At 35.3% G+C, this 22,922-nt stretch carries 13 protein-coding genes; 2 read left to right on the forward strand and 11 right to left on the reverse strand.

All coding sequences use genetic code 11. The features are described from left to right. Nucleotides 1-387: 387 nt before the first annotated feature. From tnpA to VB776_RS20195, 9 genes are all read right to left on the reverse strand, one after another. Entirely contained in the window at nt 388-840 is a 453-nt protein-coding gene (gene tnpA / locus VB776_RS20155) for an IS200/IS605 family transposase (protein WP_323698671.1), read from the reverse strand. A gap of 156 nt (nt 841-996) precedes the next feature. Then, nucleotides 997-1,167 (reverse strand): hypothetical protein, encoded by a 171-nt coding sequence (locus VB776_RS20160; protein WP_323698672.1) that lies wholly within the window; start codon nt 1,165-1,167, stop codon nt 997-999. Nucleotides 1,168-1,397: 230 nt separating this feature from the next. Next, a complete protein-coding gene (locus VB776_RS20165) occupies nt 1,398-3,206 on the reverse strand; it encodes a RagB/SusD family nutrient uptake outer membrane protein (RefSeq protein WP_323698673.1) in 1,809 nt (602 codons plus the stop codon). 69 nt (nt 3,207-3,275) lie between these two features. After that, the gene (locus tag VB776_RS20170; protein ID WP_323698674.1) at nt 3,276-6,488 is read right to left on the reverse strand and encodes a SusC/RagA family TonB-linked outer membrane protein; all 3,213 of its coding nucleotides are present in this window, start codon (nt 6,486-6,488) and stop codon (nt 3,276-3,278) included. Nucleotides 6,489-6,519: 31 nt separating this feature from the next. Continuing rightward, nucleotides 6,520-7,980, reverse strand: a complete 1,461-nt coding sequence (locus VB776_RS20175) for a fasciclin domain-containing protein (RefSeq protein ID WP_323698675.1) — start codon at nt 7,978-7,980, stop codon at nt 6,520-6,522. 39 nt (nt 7,981-8,019) lie between these two features. After that, on the reverse strand, nt 8,020-9,681 hold the full coding sequence (locus VB776_RS20180; RefSeq protein WP_323698676.1) for a fasciclin domain-containing protein: 1,662 nt from the start codon (nt 9,679-9,681) through the stop codon (nt 8,020-8,022). 113 nt (nt 9,682-9,794) lie between these two features. Continuing rightward, complete coding sequence (locus tag VB776_RS20185) at nt 9,795-11,297, reverse strand: RagB/SusD family nutrient uptake outer membrane protein (RefSeq protein WP_323698677.1); 1,503 nt, start codon at nt 11,295-11,297, stop codon at nt 9,795-9,797. Between the two features lie 46 nt (nt 11,298-11,343). Further along, nucleotides 11,344-14,610, reverse strand: a complete 3,267-nt coding sequence (locus tag VB776_RS20190) for a SusC/RagA family TonB-linked outer membrane protein (protein ID WP_323698678.1) — start codon at nt 14,608-14,610, stop codon at nt 11,344-11,346. Nucleotides 14,611-14,679: 69 nt separating this feature from the next. After that, the gene (locus VB776_RS20195) at nt 14,680-16,941 is read right to left on the reverse strand and encodes a fasciclin domain-containing protein (RefSeq protein WP_323698679.1); all 2,262 of its coding nucleotides are present in this window, start codon (nt 16,939-16,941) and stop codon (nt 14,680-14,682) included. A gap of 1,133 nt (nt 16,942-18,074) precedes the next feature. Here VB776_RS20195 and VB776_RS20200 point away from each other — a divergent pair. After that, complete coding sequence (locus VB776_RS20200) at nt 18,075-19,616, forward strand: sensor histidine kinase (RefSeq protein WP_323698680.1); 1,542 nt, start codon at nt 18,075-18,077, stop codon at nt 19,614-19,616. Between the two features lie 217 nt (nt 19,617-19,833). After that, nucleotides 19,834-20,520: a LytR/AlgR family response regulator transcription factor gene (locus VB776_RS20205; RefSeq protein ID WP_323698681.1), complete on the forward strand. Its 687-nt coding sequence runs from the start codon at nt 19,834-19,836 to the stop codon at nt 20,518-20,520. A 34-nt stretch (nt 20,521-20,554) separates the two neighbouring features. On the opposite strand, the gene VB776_RS20210 is transcribed toward VB776_RS20205, so the two are convergent. Both VB776_RS20210 and VB776_RS20215 read right to left on the reverse strand, forming a co-directional pair. Further along, a complete protein-coding gene (locus VB776_RS20210) occupies nt 20,555-21,748 on the reverse strand; it encodes a DUF5009 domain-containing protein (RefSeq protein ID WP_323698683.1) in 1,194 nt (397 codons plus the stop codon). 13 nt (nt 21,749-21,761) lie between these two features. After that, nucleotides 21,762-22,871, reverse strand: a complete 1,110-nt coding sequence (locus VB776_RS20215) for a family 20 glycosylhydrolase (RefSeq protein ID WP_323698684.1) — start codon at nt 22,869-22,871, stop codon at nt 21,762-21,764. Between the last annotated feature and the right edge of the window lie 51 nt (nt 22,872-22,922).

Raw genomic sequence — 22,922 nt, forward strand, 5'->3', positions numbered from 1 at the left:
TTTCTTAGCAGTAACAAAATACAGAAAAACCCCGAAAATTGCCAGTATTGACACTTCTTCGGGGTTATTTTATTGGCAATGTGTTGATTATTAAATATTTACAAGATTAAAGGGAAGCCGTCATAAAATAAATTTGCCTCTTTGAAATTTTCTTTTTTATAGTTACTCAAAAAGTCTTTCCCCAAAAATGTACTGGCAATTTTGTTTAACAGAATAATGAAAAATTCTGATGGTTCAGAAGCTAAACCTCCAATACCGATGATGATAAATACATTTTGTTTTTTGCTTGATGTGAAGTTTTTATAATTTTAGAATTGAGGTTATCTATGGTTTTGGGTCGCCACCCTTTCAGGACTAAACTAAACGTCTTTTACGAAGTATCCCCAGTTATTCCCAAACATATCGTTCATCAAATTCAACTTTATACTTTTTTAGAAATGCTCTGTATTCATCTTGAAAAGTCTTTTTTCGGTGATGTTCATGTTGATTTTGGATATATTTTACTACTATTTCTATTTGACTTGGATTCACCGAAAACGCTCCATAGCCATTTTGCCAATAGAAATTTTTTAACGATTCATCTTTGGTTTTCATCCATTTTGAAGCGTTCGATTTAAGCTCTTCTACCAATTTCATTAGGGCTATTTTTTTAGATAGCATACAAAGTATATGAATATGGTCAGTATATCCCCCGACAATGATGGGTTGACAATCCAATTTTTTGCAGATACCACCTAAGTAATGATGAAGTTCGTTTTCGTAAGGCGGGTGTATAAGTGGCTGACGATATTTGGTACTAAATACAATATGTACATAGTTTTTTACAAGTGATTGTCCCATCTATTAATCGTTTTAAGGTTAAAACTATAAATCAAAAATGTAGTCTGCCATCCCTAGCCCTGAAAGGGCTAAATCCCATAGCACAGGGCAACGCCCTGTGGTTTGTGAGGTATGGATGATGTTCACGTGAATATGAGGGTTCACATTATGCGTTTTTTACAGGGCTATTTGATTTATCGTTTTTTCATGGGCGATGCCCATTGTTGATAGATTACGCCCTTTCAGGGCTATTTGATTTATCGTTTTTCCATGGGCGATACCCATTGTTGATAGATTACGCCCTTTCAGGGCTATTTGATTTATCGTTTTTCCATGGGCGATGCCCATTGTTAATAGATTACGCCTTTACAGGGCTATTTGATTTATGCGTTTTTCAATGGGCGTTATCCATTGTTGATAGAGATTATGCTCTTTCAGGGCTTTTATGATATATTAAATTTACCGAAAAATCAGAATACAAAAGAATTTTTCCTTGTTTTTGATGGCTTGATGGGTATCAAAAAAAACACATCCGCTCAAAGTGAACGGATGTGTTTGTAATAAAAAGAGTGATACGATTATTGCAATTTGAATGGTAAAAACCAGTTTTCTTTGTTCATCAGTTTGCTTCTTACGGCTGCTGCATTAGGGTTGTTGGCTTTTCTTAATTTATCATATACTTTATCTGCCAAGAAAGTTGGGTCTTCTCTACGAAGGGCAACTCTTACTAAATCGCCCCAACGATGTCCTTCAAAAGCTAATTCTAAAGCCCCTTCTTCAATGATTGAGTTTTCAATAGCAATGGTACTGTCACCAACTACGGCAGTATTTTTCAACATGGCTCTTCCTCTGATTCCTGTTGCTAAGTGCCATGATGAACGATAACGTACTGGTGCATCGCCGTTTCTAGCATCAAAGTCGAATGGAGGAACATCGAAAGTATTCATCAAGTTGGTTTTATCAGAAGATGTACCGTTATATACAGATGCTACACCGCTGTTCAATAAAGCGAAAGCTAGCTTTCTACGTCCTTCACGGTTGGCAGCTTCAGCAAATTTCAAGTGTACATTGGCTGCTCTGTTCAAGAACCAACGTCCATTTTTTTCTTGTAAACTTTTACCTACTAAGGAAATCACAGAGCCCGTCAAGTTTGGATTTAGGTAGTTATAAAGGTATTTATACACTACTGGTTTGCCATTAACTGTTTTGTAAGACATCTTTCCACGAGCATCAAAGTTGAAGTTGTTCGTTTGTGTTTGCGAACTCCACATATCTTGTACTTGTTGCGAAGGCTGTAACAAATATTTACCACCTACATTCGAGAACAATTCTACGAAAGGATTTTCTGGTAAAAACTTATTGTCGAAAGGCAATAACCAAAGCCATTCTGGGTCACGAGAAATGTTTGAAGTATTCGATATTCCATTATAAGTAGTATTCGAACGGTCACGTGCGAAGATTGAACGCCAGCCAGTGTTGTTGTTATCAAGCAATCTGTTTTCGTCGTTGATGTTGGCATCATAACTTACTGCGATTGGACCCATACTACTGCTGATTTGTCCACGAGTAATTTTGTATAAATGATACCAAACGTTAATATCAGTTGCTTCAAAACCAAGGCGGTCGGATGTTGTCATAATGTATTTGTACATAGTAGCCGCTTTGGTAAATTGGTTATCCCACAAGTACAAATCTCCCAATAAAATAGTTTTATTAATGAAGAAAGTAGTAGGCGAGTAGCCATCCACGTTGTTTGAAACGAAAGTATTATCCAAAGTATAAGGGTCAAGATATACACTTGGAATCGTTTCCATATCCGTGATAAGTTGCTTAATCATTTCCTTTAAAGGAATAGCAGGCTTACTTGCAATGGCTGATACATCACCAATTTTTTCAATTGATTCTGTGATGTATGGAACACTGTTGTAGTGAATGGCTAATTGCAAATAAATCCAGCTTCTTAAAGCAATTACATCAGCATAGCGTTGGTTGTATTCTGTTCTTTTGATTTTGTTAGTTTCAACCATAATCTTGAAATTCTTCAAGATGTCGTTACAGTTAAGAATCAATTCATAATACGGACGAGGGTTCGCATAAGCATTACTTTCTGTAACATTATGGTTATTGATTTCACGCAATGCTATGTCAGCATTATCAGTAACATCTAGCAAATCTGCACGAAGTTCGTTTAATACGACATATTGCTTTGCAAGAGTCGAAAACTTACCATATAGACCAATGATAGCAGCATCTGCATCGAAAATATCACGATACATTTGTTGGCTAGTGAGTGCTTCTTCAGGGTCAAGGTCGAATACTTCTTTACACGAACTACCAACCCATACACAAGAAAGTACAGCTAGATTGAAGATTATTTTTTTAAACATTGATTTCATCTTATTTCGATAATTTTAACGATTAATAATGTCAGTTGACTAAGGGATTTTAGCTTGATATTATAAACCAATTCTAAGCCCTAAGTGAAATGATTTTTGGATAGGCTCTAAAGTATTGTCAACGCCTTGTCCTACTACTGCATTTGTTGAACTAAATTCTGGATCATAACCAAGGTATTTTGTTAAAGTCAACACGTTGTTTGCCGCAGCATATACTGTTAAATATTTCAAAATACTTTTGTCGATTGAGAAATTATACGACACTGAAACTGATTTTAATCTAAAATATGAACCATCTTCAACCCATCTGTTTGAGAAGCGTGCATTTTGAACAGGATCGCCATAAGTAGCTCTTGGAATATCTGTGATTTGTCCTTCGCCTCTCCAACGAGCAACCATCGCTGCTGATTGATTATTGAAATTTGCACCAGATTCAATACTTCTACGAGTATAATTATATACTTCGTTGCCAGAAACAAAGCTACAAAGTGCATCCAATGTCCAGTTTTTGTAGATAATACGGTTTGTAATACCACCATAGAAATCTGGGTTTGGATTTCCGATAATCTTTCTGTCTTGGTCGTCGATTATTTTATCGCCATTCAAATCTTCGAATCTAACATCACCACCTTGGAAAGCTCTTAAAGAACCATCTGGCAATCTTGACGATAAACCTTCAGCATTAGCCTCTGCATTGGAAGCATAAACACCTTTAGAAGTATTACCAAAGAATACATTCGGACTTTCACCCACACGGCTCAAGAAAGAAGCCTGACCGTAATTAGAAATAATGTCCGCATTGGCGTTTGGTAACTTATCTAATTTAGTGTTTGATTTAGCGATGGTTACACCCAAATCCCATTTCAAATCAGATTTGTTTAATAATTTGATATTTAAACTTGCTTCAACACCTGAAGTACTCATGGCAGCGTTGTTCGTCATTACATAACCTACACCTGCTACAGTTGGTAATTTCTCAGCGATAATCATGTCTGTAGTTTTGTTGCGGAATATATCAACACTTAAACCCAGACGCTCGTGAAGAATACTCATATCTAAACCAGCATTTTGTTTAGATATATTTTCCCATTTCAAGTTCGGATTAGCAATATTTCCACGAACAATCCCTTGAAGACCTAATAAGTTTTGACCAACATAATATTGTTTTGAAGCATAATTACCGATGTCATCATTTCCAACACGACCTGTAGAAACACGAAGTTTTAATAAATCGAAAGGACCATCTGCTAAGAATTGTTCAGAAGAAAGTAGCCAAGCTGCTGATACAGCAGGCATCACTGCAAAAGGAGTACCGCCAATTCTGACAGCATCGCTTGTAGAAACATCTTTCCCAAAACGAGAAGAAGCATCCATTGCCATTGTGAAAGCCAAGAAGTACTTATCAGCATAAGTATAATTTAAGTTGAAATAAGTGTTCAACCAATTATAAGTACCAATACCACCTTGAATATTGTTGTATAAAACAGAACCATTGTTTACACTGATTAATTGGTCGGTTGCTGAATTATAAGCCAATACTTTGTCTTGTTCTACTTTAGAGCTAATAAAACGCAAACCCAGACGACCAGAAAACTCATGAACGTTTTTGAAGGTTTTATTGAAAGCTAAATACGTTTCATTTGATACATTAAATAAACGTTTTGTTTGTGAACTCAACTGGTTTAATGCCAACACATTTTTAAGGGTATCACTTACCAAACCATAGTTAGGAATAAAACGGTTTTCTTTTACTTTATCGAAAGTAACTGCAATGTTCGTTCCTAGTTTGAAAGCATTTGAAATGGCATATTGGAAGTCAATCACACCAAAGAAACGGTAAGCTTTATTCCCACCCAAAGTACTTGTAGCAGCCACAGCAGGATTACCCACCGAGAATATATCTTCATCAGCTAAGAAAGGAGAAAAAATCCCTTGACTAGAAACACTATAATCTGTTAAGATTGGTGCTTTGATTAAAGCTAAGTAAAGAGGATTTGTTTTAGAGGCAAATCCAAAATCTTTGGTTTCAGCTTCATTGTACGAGAAACTCAAGTTGGCTGCTGCTGTAAGTTTGCGGCTTAGGTTCATATCAGCATTGAAACGAGTACTGTATTTCTCTAAAGTAGAACCCGCTACGCCATTCTTATTACTTAAATAGTTTACAGAAAGGGCATATTTTGCAATGTTATCACCACCCGTTACACGTAAATACATGTTGGTAAGCGGTTTACTTGCCATTACTTTTTTCTGCCAGTCGGTATCGTTATGATAAGTATAATAATCAGGATTCGACTTGCTATCATTCATAAAAGGCAAACTTTCCATTTGCGTATTTGAATAACCCGCTGATGAAAGAATGTCTGTTAGATAACTTCTATAACTATTGGCATTCATCACAGGCAAATTATTGGGAGCAGCATTTACACCACCATACATGGCGAAGTCAATTTTTGTTCCTAATTCTTTTGCTCTTGAAGTCGTAATCATGATAACTCCATTAGCTGCTTTTGTACCATAAATTGCCGATGCCGAAGCGTCTTTTAATACAGTAATATTGCTGATGTCTCTTACATCAATATAAGCCAATGGATTATCGAAGTAATTGTTATTCAATGAGCTACCATATATTCCTGCATCATAAATAACATTGTCAATTACATATAAAGGACGGTTTGTTCCTTGCATAGAATTTAAACCACGTAAAGTAGTGAAAGCTCCACTGTTAGTAGTACCTGAATAGCGAGTAGCATTTAAGCCAGCTACTCTTCCTTGTAAATAACTATCTGGAGAATCGGTAATTCTTGCCCAAGCGTCAGGAATTGCCAAAGCACTAGCTGCACCAATAACACGTTTCCCTGTTGAAGTACCAGTTGGTAATCCAAAAGATTTTTCAAGCCCTGATTGGTCTTGAATCGTGATAGTGATTTTACTACGTTTAGCAACGGCTATTTCAGCACTTTCATAGCCAGGACATTCTACAGAGACTGAAACTTTCGGACTAGGTACACTTAGTTTAAAAGTTCCGTCTTCAGCGGTAATAGACGAAGTCATGTTTTTAAAATAAACCCTTGCACCCGTTACAGGTTTTCCTGTAGAAGCACTTATTACAACACCAGTAATTTCGGTATTATATTTCGGAAGAATTTTTACTACTTCTTGAATTTTAGGGTCTTGTGCCTGTACAGCCGTGCCGCACATCATGATTCCACAAAAAGATGCTAAAGCAACTGTTGTTTTGGGAAATGCTTGTATATTTTGTATGAAATACTTCATTTGAATCATCGTTAAATTTTTATGTAGCTAACTAAAGCACTGGTACAAGTTTGATATAATCGAGTGCCATTGCATTTGTTCCATTGGCAACCAAGTACATATTAAGAGTTCCATAAGTACCGACTGTATATTCTCCCAGTAATTGTTCTGTATAATTCTTCGAAGGCATGGCAGTAGTTGGATAAGCAAAAGTTGTAGAGCTTAAAGAACCCATCGCTAACTTTTGGTTGATAACAAAAGTTGCTGTTTCGCCTGTCGCCGTGTTTGAATTATATAAATCGTTTACTGCCACCCAATACACTTTGTACTTGATAGAAGGAGTTTCAGGAGCTACATATCTTAACCAAAAACCTGCATTACCATGCCCAACCACAAAAACTGATTTGAAACTTGTGTTAGTTAATGGGTTTAACAAAGTTCTTGTAGCGATGACAGCAGCCCCTAAATTTGAAGCAGTTGGCATTCTAGCAATATAATTTTCACCTTGAATAATGATTGGCTTAAATTTCTCTACAACATCTACATTAATTTTACCCAATACATGAACGATACCATTACTTACTTTGAAACTTTGAGTGATAGCAGATTTATCAATCGTATAGTTTACATCAAATTTAGATTTGATAGCCGTTGGAAGTTGTTCAAGAGAATATTCTCCTTCAATCACTAAATCTTTGATGGTTTCATAAGCTGCTTTTCTGTAAGTACTGTCAGAAGTACTTGTTTTGTAGTAAGGCGATAACTTATTTACTTCTTGTGTGAAAACATCATTTGGTAATAAGAAATAAGTATAACGTTTTGACTCATCGTTCAAATCATATACGTTTTGTGTAAATGAGTTTACAGATTGAAATCCTGTTCCCGGACGATACACTGGCTCGCCCGTAGTAGCACTGATACTATCAACAATTGCAGTGTTAGGGTTAAATACAAGTGTTGTAAGGTTTACAATAGCACCGCTTTGTAGAGAAGTAGTTTTAGTTGAATTTACATAATCCCAAAGTGAAGGCAATACTTGTACAGCACTACCAATGATATGCAATACACCGTTTCCAACATATTTATTAGAAGAAGTAATGGCTGCTGTAGCAAAAACATCCTTACTGAAGTTGGCATATTTTCCATTTAACAAACCTACTAATTCAGACGTTTGTGTTGACGGCATCACGTGGCTTTGTAAACCGATATGATTTCCCACAAAAGCTTTTAAAGCGGTAGTGTCATTGATAATTGTTGTGCTTAAGTTAGCTAATGCGTCGTTGGTAGGCGCCCAAACTGTATAATTTTTAGAAGATGAAATTACTTTATCGTAACCTGATTTATCTAAAAGTTCTTTGAATTTACTCAAGTTGGTTTGTGTGCTAATTTCAGCATATAATGATTTTCCTAAATCATCATTCTCTGAAACCAAGCGGTCGTCCCAAGTCTTACACGACGCTAGTATTATACCGCAAGTAACTATGAGCAAAAAATATAAATATCTTATTTTCATTTGAATTTCTTTTAATGTTTTAAAACTGACTGATTTCAATTATTCAGCGATTAAAGTTCCATCTGGTAAATGACGTGGACTCAACTGGTTTTGATCAATAGGAATAAATTGAATCATATCAATATTATTTGGAGAGTGCGTACCATTAATGGCTGTCAAGCGGAAAAGGTGTCTGTCAGTTGTTTTAATATCAATTGTTCCAAGCAAACGACCCGCAGCGTTAATGTCAGTTCCTGGCGACATATATCTTTTCCAACCCAATGATTCTAATTCTCCAGAAGATAAATTTGGAACTTGGTCAATAAATAAGAATGGACGAGTAAGTGTTTCTCCGTCAATTGCACCAGTACAAGTAATGGTAAAACTGTTTGAAGTACGTTGACGTCTGTAGCACATCCACACTTTGTATTTTCCTTTTGGAATGATAGGTGTTCTCATTTCTAACCATAAGTTTCTACTTGGTACGCCCATTGGTACTTGCAGATAATCTCTTTTGGCAGCGTTTTCAGAACCTGAATACACATAAGTAGGAGGGAAAGTGGCATTTGCCCATTTAATATCATTTAATACAGTACCAACTGGAAAACCATAAGTTCTCTTTCCATAATAAGCTGAAAGCTTTTTGATTTCAGGGAAATCGCAAACATCCCAGTCGATTCTGATTGGCAAACGTAATTTTACTCCATAATGCCCTAAAGTGCTGTGTAATACGCCATTAGTAGCCGTGTTGTCGCTTAAAGTACGAGATAATTCAACGCCCATTTCTCTGACGCCATTAAAAATGTCATCGTTCAATAATACTGTTTGTCCTTCTAGTTTTGAACTAACAACAGTAGGTTCAGTAGATACTTTTGTGATGTGTGAAGTGGCAGTAATAATGTCTCCAAGATATTTTGCTCCATCTAAAATATGATAAGCAACAAAAATATTAAGGCTATCAGATTTTAATTTAGGATTTCCTGATTTAGAATATCTTGCTTTCAATTGAGCATAATTGGTAAATCCTGCTTGTGCCAATACAGTATTAGATTCTGCCACTAAAGTCATAAAGCGTTTATCCAGATTCTCATTAACAATATTTAAAGAATCGTAATAACCTGTTTCTTTTAAAGCCTGTGTGAAAATAGAATAATCAGGATTCGCCTCTGTTAATTGAGCAATTGTTTTAGTAGCAGGCTTTAACACGCCATCCAAAATATGCAACATTCCGTTACCAGTTCTGATGTTCGATTCAACAATGTTCGCTTGGCGATTCAAAGTATAACTTGATCCATTCGTGCCGTTTGTTACACCAGAAAGCAAGTACTGCCCATACATGGTAACTAATGGTAATTTACCGTCTTTGAAAGAGTTCGTGGTAAGTGTATCTCTAATCACATGGATTTTTACAATACCCTGTGCTTCCTCTTTCGTAAGCTGGTCAGCTGTTTTGCCAATTTGTGTTAAATATGCTTTTACGGCTGTATTGTTCGGAGCAAACATGGTGTAAGCACCATAAGCATCCAAGAAACTGTTGTAACCAGATTTGTCAATAATACTTGCAAAATCAGAATACTTCTCTGGATACTTCTGTAAATAACTATAAAGGTTGGCATCACCAGTGGTGGTTTCAACAATAGTTATATCCGAACAGCTCATAATACTTAGTCCCAATAAAAGACCAAGCAATGGTAATGTGAGCGATTGTATTAACTTTTTCATTTGTTTATTTTTTTAATGTCTCCAAAATCATCTTTAAAAAATAGAATATTACAATTGGAATGATTGAATATTGAGAAACATTCAATCAACCATTTGCGGTGCTATTTTGATGTTTACTTATAAAATGGATTTTGTACCAAGAGCGTATTTGTTTGAATTTCGTATTGATAAATTGGCAAATAATGGCTGTTTGGATCTTTGATTTTAGCAATTGCCGATTGTTGTCTTTCACTAGGGACACTTCTTGCAGTTAATTCAATCAATAAGTCGAGACGTTTGTAATTACTTCTTTTAGCATTTCTGAGCATATCAAACCAACGTTTTCCTTCAAAAGCGAATTCTCTGGCACGTTCTTCTAAAATATATTCTAATACACCACCTGTGCCATCAATATTACTAGCGTCTGGAGATTTTTCAGTTTGTGGAATTGCCCAAGCTCTTTTTCTGATTTGTGAAACAATGTCTAAAGCTTCTTGTCCTCTATTTAACAATGCCAAAGCTTCAGCTTTCATTAAGAGTACATCAGCATAGCGATACACAATAAAGTTGAAAGGCGAATCGCCAGAAAGACGATTATACTTTGTAATTACACCAGTAGCAGTACTTAAAGAAGCATCATCAGCACGAGTATCATAATTGGTTGGGTCAATAATATCTTCAGTGAAAAGTGTTTCAGTAACATAAGTAGTTGCTTGGTATCTTCTGAAAGAACTTGATGCCCCCGAACCAAAAATGGCAAAGAAAGGATAAGTAGCGTTGATAAAGCGAATGGTATAATCGCTACCATATGCTAATTCAAAAATACCTTCGTTTGAATTCCCAGCTTTAACCGTATTGAACCATGCTAAACTTCTTTCTTGGTTTGAAACCAAACCGAATTTTGCACTATTGATTACTTTGTTGGTAGCAGCAAGTGCTTCAGTTGGTTTTTCCATCCATAAATACACATCTGCTTGCAAAGCATTGATCATGTACTTTGTAATTCTGCTATGATCTTTTTCTTTGTTCCCATAAGTACTTGGAATATCCTTTTCTGCTTCTTCCAAATCTTTTACGATTTGTGCCAATACTTCATCTTTAGTGTTTTTTGCCAAAGGAACAATTTCATCATCGCTACTGGTAGCCGATAATTTCAAAGGCACTTCACCGAATAATCTTACCAAATAGAAATACATCCAAGCTCTCATGGCTTTTGCTTCTGCCACATGACCTTTCAAGGCTGCTTCTGTATAGGTTTTATCTTTGTCTAAAACACTTGGAGCAAAGGCAACTACGGTATTGCTATAATTGATAATACGGTAGAAATCACGCCAGTCAGTCAAAGGATTGGTAGGAAGAATATTACTATTGATAATATCTAATTCATTATTCGTAATTCTGAAAGAAGTAGTAATCATATCAGCTCTGATTTCGCCGAGGATAAACATCTTTTCAGGTAATCCATCAATCAAAGACGCATAGATTCCACCAACAGCAGATTCTACTTGTTCTTTGTTTTGCCAGAATCTGCTTTGCACGATTCCGTCTTGTGGGCTCAAAGCCAACCAACTATCGCAAGAACTTACAATCAATAGTGAGCTTACACAAATCAGGTTATAAAATATTTTTTTCAACATTGTCTCTATTATCTATATTGTTGTATCTATCTTGATAATGCTTCGTTTAGAAAGTCGCTACTAAACCAAAAGTCACCGTTTTAGCTGGAGGAGTCATTGAGTTATCTGTTGCTACTCTGAACGGGTCGCTACCTCTCATTTGTACTTCTGGGTCTTGTCCGCTATAGTTTGTCCAAGTCATTAAGTTTTCTACTGTTCCGTAAGCTCTAAGTGCTGTAAGGTTTAAAGCTTTTAAAGCCTTTTTAGTGAATGTATAGCTTAACGTAGCTGTTCTGAAACGCACGAAAGAAGCATCTTCAACATATCTGCTTGACCCTAACCAGTTATAACCAGTATTGTATAAAGCACGTGGAACCATTGTTTCATCTCCTTCTTTTCTCCAACGAGACAACACTTCAGTACTTTGGTTTCCGAAACCGAACATACTTGTAGTACTCATTCTTGTAGCGTTTACTACGTCGTAATCGCTACGGAAGTTGAAGAAAGTAGTCAATTTGAAAGATTTGTAAGAAGCACTTGCACCAAAACCACCTGTAAAAGCAGGATTACTATTTCCTAAATACACTAAGTCCATGTAATTGATGTTACCATCTTTGTTGATGTCTTCATACATTGCATCGCCCGGTTGGAAAATATAATCTGTTTGTGGATAGTTAAAACGCATATAAACAGATTGTGCATCAGGCGTAATGATTGGCTCGCCACTTTTCCCTCTTGCTACTGTTGCCGCTTTGTCTTTATATACTCCTAAATATTTGTAGCCATAAAATGAACCGAACGGATTGTTTACTTGCATGTAAGTCATGTAAGCTCCATTTACTGTAGCAATACCACCTTGACGAGGATACAAATCTGAGATTTCACGGATTACGTTTGTGTTATGAGCAATGTTCATGTTGAAATCAACCATGACATCCTTTGTTTTGTAAGCGTTCAAGTTCAAGTTGAATTCCCAACCTGAGTTTTCCATTGTTCCAACGTTCATTTGAACAGTGTTGAAACCTGTAAATGCTGGAATTTGTAGGTTTTCAAAGAATAAATCTTTAGTACTGTTTTTATAGAATTCAGCATCAATTGTTAATTTTCTATTACGAGTAATTAAGTTAATACCGACGTTTCTACCAATAATACGCTCCCAGCGGAGGTTATTCAATTGCATTGTTTGTGGCACTACAGCCGATGAACCAAGGTATGACCAACCCAAAGTGTTGAATTTCCCATAGTACAAATAATCTTTACGTGGGGCATTTCCACTTTGTCCATAACTCATTCTTAAACCTAAATGCTCGATAATGTTATCAAGTCTTTTCATAAATGGCTCATCAGAAATAATCCATTTTGTAGAAATAGAAGGGAATAAACCATAGCGATAAGCTGGACCAAAACGAGAGTTTCCATCACCTCTGATACCTACATCAAAAATATAACGGTCTAAAAATCCGTAGTGAACATTCATCAACACACCTATATTGCGAGTTTGTGAAACCCCTGAAGATAATTTAGAAGTCGTTAAACGTGCAGGGTTAGTAACATCTGTTAAATCAGAAGATGCGGTGTTAGTTACATAAGCTTCTTGCCAAACAGATTTTACATCAGAAGTATTCAAAGCCCACAAACTTGTTAATTCGTGTTTCGTATTTTTGATTTTTGGCGTATAAATCAAACTTGTTTTTGTGGTAACCGCAAAACCATCTGCATCGCCATCTGTGGCAACGTTCACCGCTGGGCTAGTGAATGTTTGTCCAGTAGCTACTTGTGGTAGGAATGAATTGGTTTTGTTGTTGTTAATATCAAACTGAATATCAAAAGTAGCCACCCATTGTTGTGGTACTAAATCATATTGAACCTGAAAGTGAGGAATAATTCTTTCAGAAATGATATTGTTTTTAGCAGATTTAACCATCGCCACAGGGTTATAAGTTCCTGAAAACGTACCCTGAATATTAGTAAGTGGCGAGAAGTAATTGCCCGTTAATTGCCCCAAATCATTGTATTCAAAAATACTCATGTTGGGCATTTTGCTATACGCTACCGAACGAATTAAATCTTTATTACCAGTCAAATCTGAAACGTAATTTCTGGCATTATCCGAGTGAGTAAACGATAAATCGGTCTTGAAACGAATTCTGTTAGAAACGTTATAGTCAAGGTTGATACGAGTATTGATACGGCTAAGTCCTGTTCCGATAGTTGTACCTGTTTGGTTGAAATAACCAGTTGAAGCATAATACTTCGCTTTTTCACCACCACCCGTAATCGAAACAGCATGATCTTGCGAATAACCCAACTGTGTAATCGCATCTACCCAATTTACATTTTGTCCATAGTTATTATACCAATATGGGTCATTTGGGTCATATTGGAATTCTTTTACGGTTTGCGTATTCAAAGGAGTACCGTTTCTGTTCATAAATGCTTCTGGAATCAGCATAGAATATTGGTCACCCGAAAGCATTGGAATGGCATTTGGTTGTTTTGAAACCGATCCTTTAAAAGTATAAGTAACTTTTGGAGTACCAACCGTTCCTCTTTTTGTATTAATAACCACAACACCATTGGCAGCTCTTGAACCCCACATTGCTGTAGCGGCAGCATCTTTCAAAACAGCAATGTTTTTAATATCAGAAGGTGCTAAGTTCAATAAAGAAGCATAACCCATTTCATCGGCAGTACCGAAGTTGAAGTCAGACGGAATAGATGTTTCGTAAGGCATACCATCTACTACAATCATTGGTTCAACAGAAGAGTTGATAGATGATGTACCTCTAATTCTGATTTGCATACCAGTACCTGGGTCTCCAGAAGCAGCAGTAATATCTACCCCAGCCAAACGCCCTTGTAACATTTGGTCGATTGATGTTCCTTGCATGTCTTCAACCATTTTAGCATCAATTTTAGCGACAGCAATGGTTGTATTTCTTTCAGATACAGACATCAAACCATTATCAGTTGGTCTTGCAGAAACAACTACTTCGTCAAGGTCAGAAGTGGTAGCTTCTAGCCAGATTTTGAAAGAGCTTTTTCCTTTGATGTCAATTTTTTGTGTTTTATAACCGATACTCGAAAACGAGAGTCTATTATTGGCATTAGAAACTCTGATAACGAAGTTACCTTCTACGTCAGAACTTACACCTTTAATAATACGATTGTCACGGTCAAGCTCAGCAACCGTAACACCTATTACGGCAGAGCTATCTTTGAGGTCAACAATTTTGCCTCGAACGGTATGTAAAGTAGATGTTTGTGCTATTGAAATGTGTTGACATAATAGCAATACACCCGTTATGATTAGTAATTTGGTAAAAATTTTCATTGGCTTATTTGCAAATTTTTAAACGAGTTGTGTGACCTAAAAATCCACTTGGTTTTCCAAGATTGAGATTTAATTAGCCTTTAGATATCCATCAATCAAATGAATCATAGCTCTGTTAGAGAGATTATTACTTTTATCAACCCTAACATTTGATTTTTTTGAAGTAGCATCAGCCAATTGCATTGAACCCACCGCATTGATTACAGAGATTTTTACTGGATCACCTACTGCATCTTTCAATAAAGTTTCCATTGCTCCAGATTCTTTTCCGTCAGTAGCAACTACTTTTTTGTTCAGAATATGATAGTTAATGAAATCTTCAACAATCTTTTTGTCTAGTAAACTCGTCGGATTAAAGTTTGGAGTTTTTACTGCTCCTGTGCCTGTTCCCGGTAAAAGACCAGCATTTACCGCTGCTTGGATTGCAGCATTATCTGGCACGAAGAATGTATAAAAACTACCTTCATTCACGCCATTGATGGCAAATGTTGCCGCCGTAAAAAGCGTTGAGTTTTTAAGATATTGATAGAAATTATAATAAGGTAAATCTGAAGTAGCACCTAGTACAGAAAGGTCTTTCCCGATTGGGTCAGCGATGGATGTATTGTTTGGTGCAAAGTTTAATAAACCATTTGTATAATAAACCTTTCCATTTGAAGCCGTTTTAGCACTTGTTACACTGATGGGTGCATTTTTAGTACCTGTTGAATATATTTTATTGTTTTCAAATTTGATATATTCACCATTGATGGCATCAATTACTCCTTTTCCTGATAAATCTCCCAATTGATTTTGTGGCGTATAAATAACACTGGTAGCCACAATTCTTTGAAGACTTGCCAATACTGAAGTTCCAGGAGTACGAGTTGTAGAGCCTGGTGGAGTATAACCCCATTCACTGTTGGCAATGTTAGACACAAATTTTGAAGGATCATAATCATAGCCCGCAGCTTTGAAAGCCTCATCGCTAATCATGAATAAAGTATAGTTTACTCTTGGGTTAAGAATGGTATTTTTCCAATCCATATCCAAGATTCTAGTCATTATACTGAATTTAGGATCTAAATAAGCTTTAGAATAAACCGAAGAAAACAGGTTTGATGCCTGTACTTTGTTTGTTCCATAAAACATGGCATTACTCAATACTTTTTTCTCTACTACATCTGCATTTGCATCAAAGCGAGCTTCTTCTCCCAAAGCATTGAAACTGTTTCTGAATTTTGATGGCCAAACTGTAGTAGGGAACAAATGTGCATTGATAAGGTCGATAATGATACCCGGAGGCATGGCATCTAAAGAAGTATAGTTTTCCAATAATACATTGTTGATATACTGTGTCAAAACATCATTTGTAGGAATAAATGCAGACCACATATCTAACTGAGAATCATTTTCAGCATTTTTCAAGAAGTTTTCACAGTTTGGAGCGAATGTTAAAAACTTACCGCTACTTGCTTGTTTGTTGAATGTTTTCACATAGACTTTATCGCCTTTACCAGTTAAGTTGGCGTATTTTGTAGTCATTGGGTCATTCAAAGCGTAAGTAGATGCGTATTTTTCAATTAAATTTCTAAAAACGCTATATTGTGGTTTAGTACGTAAAAACTCATCAATTGATGGTTGCGGATTTAATACATGATCAATTTCATGAATCATTCCATTTTCAGCAAAAATGTCAGCGTTAACTACTTTTGCATCCATCACATTGAAACCTGTATATGGTGTGTTTGGATAGAAGTAATTGTAATCTGTAGCACTTAAGCCAATTGCAGAGAAGTATTCGTTAGTGAAGTATGAAATGTGTTTGTTGTTGTTATCACCAACGATGTAATTGTTGTTTGGACGATTGAGTGAAACAGCTTTCAATTTTGTTCCTTCAAAAGTAGTTTCATCATAAAAACCTGTATAATAAGCGGTTTTTCTTCTGAAAGCTCTAGCTTCTTGCCAACCCAAAGGTGACTGATAGTCTGGTAAACGAGTTTGGTCAAAAGCATTGAACACTAACATACTTTGTACAATTTCTCTGGCTTTCACCGAATCAATTGCCGCAAGCGTAAGTCCAGTACTTGTAAAATAAGTTTTGAAGGCATCGTCATTTGGAGCAAAGAAAGTCCAATAACCAGCACTACTCAAAGTACGTTGGTAACCACTTTTATCAATCACACTCAAAAGCGAAGTAAAATTGCCTTTGCTTTGAAGGGTTTGATAAATTGGTGGCTCTAAAGTTGCTGGGCGTTTGTAAATATCCAGCTCTTCTTTAGTACAGCTACTAAGTAAAGTGAATACGCCACCCAGTATGACAAAAAAATAACGGAAAGAGTATTGAAACATCATTCTTTATGGTTTATGTATATTATAGGAATTGTGATTTATGCTAATTAAAATACGTCGCAAAGCAACAAAATGAAGGTTACGAACCTTCATTGGAAAGGAAAATACCTCTATTGAAAAAAACTAACCAAAGCCTTTGAATGAGCTAATTTGTAGGATAGTGTGGATTTAACACATTTTGAATGTTTACTGAAGAAGTACAGTTTTTTCATAAATAAAATGGATTGCTTATATGTGATTAAATGAAATAATTGCATTGAAAATGCTCAGAGAATTATGAAAAGGTATGGAAATATGATTCCACAGTGAGGCTAAAAGATGTCGTGTTTCCTTCCATCATTATCAAAATTTAGTATATATTAAGAGAGTGATTTAAATGTTTTATAAAACCTTATATTGTATTTTATAAATTATTTATTGTAAAATAACCCATTTGGCTTTCCCGAACCATCATGTACCATCCTGTAAATTATGTTAAATATTAGAATAGTACAATACTTGGCAATTATTAAGTCAACTTGGAAAAAAAATGTATTTTCTAAGAAATTTCATAATGAATCTTTCTTGTAAAAGGCATGAAAAGACAGATTAACCATAGCCCTCAAAAAGATTTTTCTTCAGGGTTTAAAAATCAATAAAAAGCTATTTTGGGAAATAATGTTGGATTTTTGCAAATTATACTGCCCTTATCGGCTGATTTTTAGTCAGTAATGAGTATTTTTTACTAGAAGTGTTACTGAATTGAAGTAGTATTTTAAGCTGTAAAAAGCCAAAATAAAGCTTTATTACTAATGAATTTTATGAGAAATGGTGTTTTTAAATTATCATGATAAGTACTATAGATTAGCCACTGAATTGGCTGGCTATTCGTTTTGTATTAAAAATTTGAAGCATTATAAGTAAAATCTGTTGTATTTTTCTAATACAAACTTCGTTGATAAAAATGAAGTTTTTTTTATTTTCTGTCCTTTTTTGCGGGTTTTTTAGGGCGAAAGCATTGAAAAAAATATTCAATACAGCTTTTTCATCAAGCTTACCTGCTCTTTTTTAAATTTCAACCCAAATGTTAGCTAGTTCAAAACATTTTTTAATTTACATTTTCAAGCAATACTAGCTTTGATGAAAAAAAGACAATGAATTCACACGAAAAATTTAGAACCTACGAAGCATTTTTTATTCTTTTTGCCGTCATTTTTTATGTCGTAAGAAGACTTTTGGAAATTGCCCATGATTTTGATGAGTATATTGAATATCTTCAGCAAATTCCATTACCCAATCATATCATTTGGAGAGGTTTAGCTTCTTATGACCAATACCTTAATAATATTTTTCCAACAATTGCTGCCGCAGTACTTTTTACTGCGGCTTGGTTTGTTTTTCATTACTTTTTCTTTCCTGCCATCAAACAGAAAAACTATGATATACCAACTGTTTTATGGTTAGTTTTTGTTGTTATTTTAGTGCTTGCTAGTTGCTTTATTTACAAAGAATATAAACTTTTTTGGCGTTTTACTTATGATGTTCACAGGCATCCCATTGGCATTAAAATATTTTCACTTTTTAGGAAATTACATGTGCTTACGGATGCTTTTGGGTGCATTATCATCATCGCACTTTATGAAGTCGTTGCTCAATTATATTATTACACCGCCGATTTATTTGAAAAAGATCGCCAACCCAAACAACAGTTTTTGAATAACCTAATTTTGTTTTTAGCATTGGCTTCGATTTCTCTTTTTACACTTTTTGGAGAGGTTGCCAATTTAATTGTCGGTCTGAGCGGATTACTAATTGGGCTTCTACAGGTACTCTTAATTGCTGGTTTACATTATCTTTCTTTCAGCATTGTAATTCCTTATTTTGCCCAAATAAATTATGCAAAAAAGAATGAGCTTATCATTCCTATGCTTTGGCTTTTTGTATATGGCTTATTTAATATCATTCTCTATTTACTTTGGTACAAAATTGCAGGTACTGGCTTTTACTTTAGCTTAATCATTCTTCCGCATTTATTGGGTTTCTTTTCTGCATTGGTTCGTTGGTTGTTTTTTCAGGAAAAAAAACAATTACAAACACAAGTATTTCAAAAATCCGCTGAACTCATTACTTTACGTTCGCAGATTAATCCACATTTTTTATTCAATGCACTAAATACTTTGTATGCTGTGGCTTTGAAAGAAAATGCTGAAAAGACATCAAACGGAATACAAAAATTAGGCGATATGATGCGATTTATGTTGCATGAAAATCATCAAGAACGTATTCCACTAAGCAAAGAGATAGAGTATCTAGAAAATTTTATCGAAATCCAACGAATGCGTTTGGACGAATCGCATGATATTGAAATTAGGGTAAATATCCAGCAGCTTGACTACGAGATTTATATTGCTCCGATGTTATTGAATCCTTTTGTTGAGAATGCGTTTAAACATGGCATCAGTTTCAGAAAACCTTCTTGGATTTACATTACACTTACTTTTGATGCCCAAAAACTCTATTTTAAAGTACATAATTCATTGCATCCTAAAAATGAAAATGATACCGAAAAGCAATCGGGAATAGGTTTGGATAATGTACAAAAACGACTGGAATTGATATATCCTCAAAGACATACTTTAGAAATTCAACAATCTGAACAAGATTATTTTGTGTCGTTGACTTTAGGTATTTTTTAGATATATCTTTGAGTGATTGATATCGAATGGTCATATTTTACACCAAAGAATCAGTAGTGACAAGCCTTGCGATTGCCCACCCATTGTGTGCGGGCAACCGCAAGAGTTGCCGTTACAATTAGAAAAAGGTTCTAAAAGAAAATATCGAGTAATCAGGCTAATTATTATTTTGAAAATCAATTTTACAAAAAAATATAACAACAATTCACCACTTAAAATGATTGCAATAGCCATCGACGATGAACCAAAAGCTTTAGAAGTAATACAGTTTCATGCTGCTAAAATTCCTTTTTTAGCATTAAAAGCCACTTTTACCGATGCTTTTGAGGCAATTCCTTATCTGCAAAATAATAAAGTAGATTTGATTTTCTTGGACATCAAAATGCCTGATATTTCGGGCATCGACTTTGTGCATTGCTTACAAAAAGTACCCATGATAATTTTTACTACAGCGTATTCGGAGTACGCCGTACAGGGTTTTGAATTAGATGCTGTTGATTATTTATTAAAGCCTTTTTCTTTAGCAAGATTTACCAAAGCTTGCAATAAAGCCTTGTCTATAAAAGAAAGTAAAGAAGTTGATGAACGTAATTATGTTTTCATCAAAACAGGCTATGAAGAAGAAAAAGTATTGTTTGATGATTTACTCTATATTGAAGCCGAAGGAAATTATCTTACTTTTTTCTTGAAGAACAAAAAGCTTTTGAGTCGCCAAACCATGACGGATGTCCTACAAATATTGCCAGAAAAGTACTTTGTTAGAATTCATCGTTCTTACATCATCGCTTATCAAAAAGTAAGCAAAATTGCTCGCCAATCTATCTTTATTCAAGAAACAGAAATCCCAGTCGGAGCGTCCTACGAAGAAAGTCTGTCTTTGATTAAAGATAAATTGAAGGCATAGCACAAATCTGTACCTCGACTTTCCAAGTCGAATCTCAAATTTTCAGTTTAATATTAAGCTTTCCCAATAAAGCTGTTATTCCAATAACAATAAATGAGTAAACTAAAGATTTGATTAAACCGACAATGCCATCAGTAAGAAAATCAGGTAAAGCAATCCCCGATAAATCAGCAATGCTATAATACCAATAAGGAATTAAATAGCAGGTTAAAGTACTTGTTCCAGCAGTTTTAATACTTCTAAACCAAAATGCTTTTCCTTTAATATCAACTAAATAATAAACTATTGCAAAAAAGATAAAAGCGATTCCACTACACAGAAAAACCCAAGTAGGTGTAGCTTGAATTTTAGAAATAATAAAGAAATTTCTGGCAATAAAACCAAGGATGATGAGTACAAGACCAAACAATACGTATCTTCCAATCAATTGATATTGGTTTTCAATCTTTGAAAATTGTTCTAATAATACACTTGCCAAAATGCCAGAAAAGGCAAAAGCAAAGAAAGCTCCATTTCCTAAAATCCAATCAGAAGGGCCGTTAGTCCATATTTTTTGTAATAATCCTGCATGACCTGCAATTGTCAAAAGGTTGAAAAGTAAAAAGAAGAAGAGTAGTAAGGAAGTTTTTTGATAGGTAAACAAATAAATAATGGCTGATGTAAGGTAAGTCCAACCGATAAGACCTAAAATTCCCCACCATTGCGGCGTCATTCCTATTAAATTATCAGTTGTTCCTGCCTTAAAAATGTAGGCTAACCTTAGCAAAATAAGTACACCAATAATTTGTAAACCTAAAAAGATTTTACTTTTAAAAGTATCTGTTTTAGGATACACATTCCAGATAAGAAAAAAGCCAAGCACCATTAATATTTGAAAAATTTCGCTACTCATTCCCGTTGCTTCCACATTAATTTCTGGAACATTCACCGTGAAAACGCCCATGATTAACAAAGCAACAGAACGAGTAACAATATGCTTGACTAACTGTAAAGGAGTATCTCCTTTTGCGATGCGATTTTTAATGGCAAAAGGAATCGCCATGCCCAAAATAAATAAAAAGCAAGGGAAAACCACATCCGACAAACCCAAGAAATCTTGGTTTGCTTCGGCATGTTCCAACCACAAAGGAACGTTTTTCAATGTCCAGAGGTCGTTTACAAAAATCATTAAAAGCATTGTTAATGCCCTGAATACATCTATTGAAAAAATACGTTTAGCGTTTCCCATTGGCTTCAAATGATTACTTTATTTGCTGATTGATTTCGGTAAACATGGCTTTAAAACAGTTGGTAGCGGAGTTTTCTTCTACTGGTTTGTTGGGATTTCTTCCATAAAACTCATCCAAAAATGATTCTGCACCCGACCAAACCGTTTGCATCATCCCTTGAAAATGTGGTTTCATCGTGGCAGTGGACGATTGTCTGAATTTAAGCATATCTTGCGTTTGAATGACTGCAAATTTGGGCATTCTCCAAGGACAAGTAATTACATCAAAACCTTTCATAGCAAAATAAACAGCGGTTTGGTCGGGGCGTTCGTAATGCCAATCGCAAATGGTGATGTCTTTGGCTATCAAATCTATTGCTTTGTGTGTATTGTTAAAACTGCCTTCCCACATACCGATTCCTGTGGTTTTTCCATCAATTAGTCGGTCGCCCCAAATCCAGAGTTTTCTATTTTTTAAAGCTAAATGATTTCTGATTTCATTTACTTCGCCTGCAAATAATTCAGCTTTATCTCTGCCCGAACATCTCGGACATTTATCATCGCCAATGTAAAATACTTCGTCCATTCCTGCATGGAAAGCATTCGTTTCAAAGACATCACAAATTTCATCCATCAACGCAAAAACTACTTGATGCACTGTTGGATGTAGCGGACAATAACTTTTACAATATAAACCGTCTGGATTAGGCCAAACATATTTTTCTGGCATTTTTACGGCTGGTGTTTCGTCAAATTCAGGATATACTTTTATCAGATTTGTTGTAATACTTGCCCAAGACTGATGCCCCAATAAATTGATTTGCGGAATGATACGAATATTATTTTTCTTACAAACGCTAACCAGTTTTTTAACATCTTTCTTAGAAAGTGCTTCGGGGTCACGGAGTTCTGGATGGCTTTCGAATTGATAGTTATAATCAACTCTGAGTATGAGTGTATTTACTTGTCTGGGTGCTAATTCTTCTTGAATAAACTTGACAAAATCATCTACTTTTTGAGGTTTTGGTGCTGAAATACAAAAGCCACGAGTAGGAAGCAAGCTATCAATTTTGGATTGTGCCAATAAACTATTCCAGAAAGTAGCACAGAAACTAACAAAGAGTAAGAGAGAAAACTTAGCCATGATGAAGAGGAATTTTTAAATTAGATAACACTACAATTTGGCTAAATTCAA

The sequence above is a fragment of the Arcicella gelida genome (assembly GCF_034931025.1).
Lineage (GTDB): Bacteria > Bacteroidota > Bacteroidia > Cytophagales > Spirosomataceae > Arcicella > Arcicella gelida.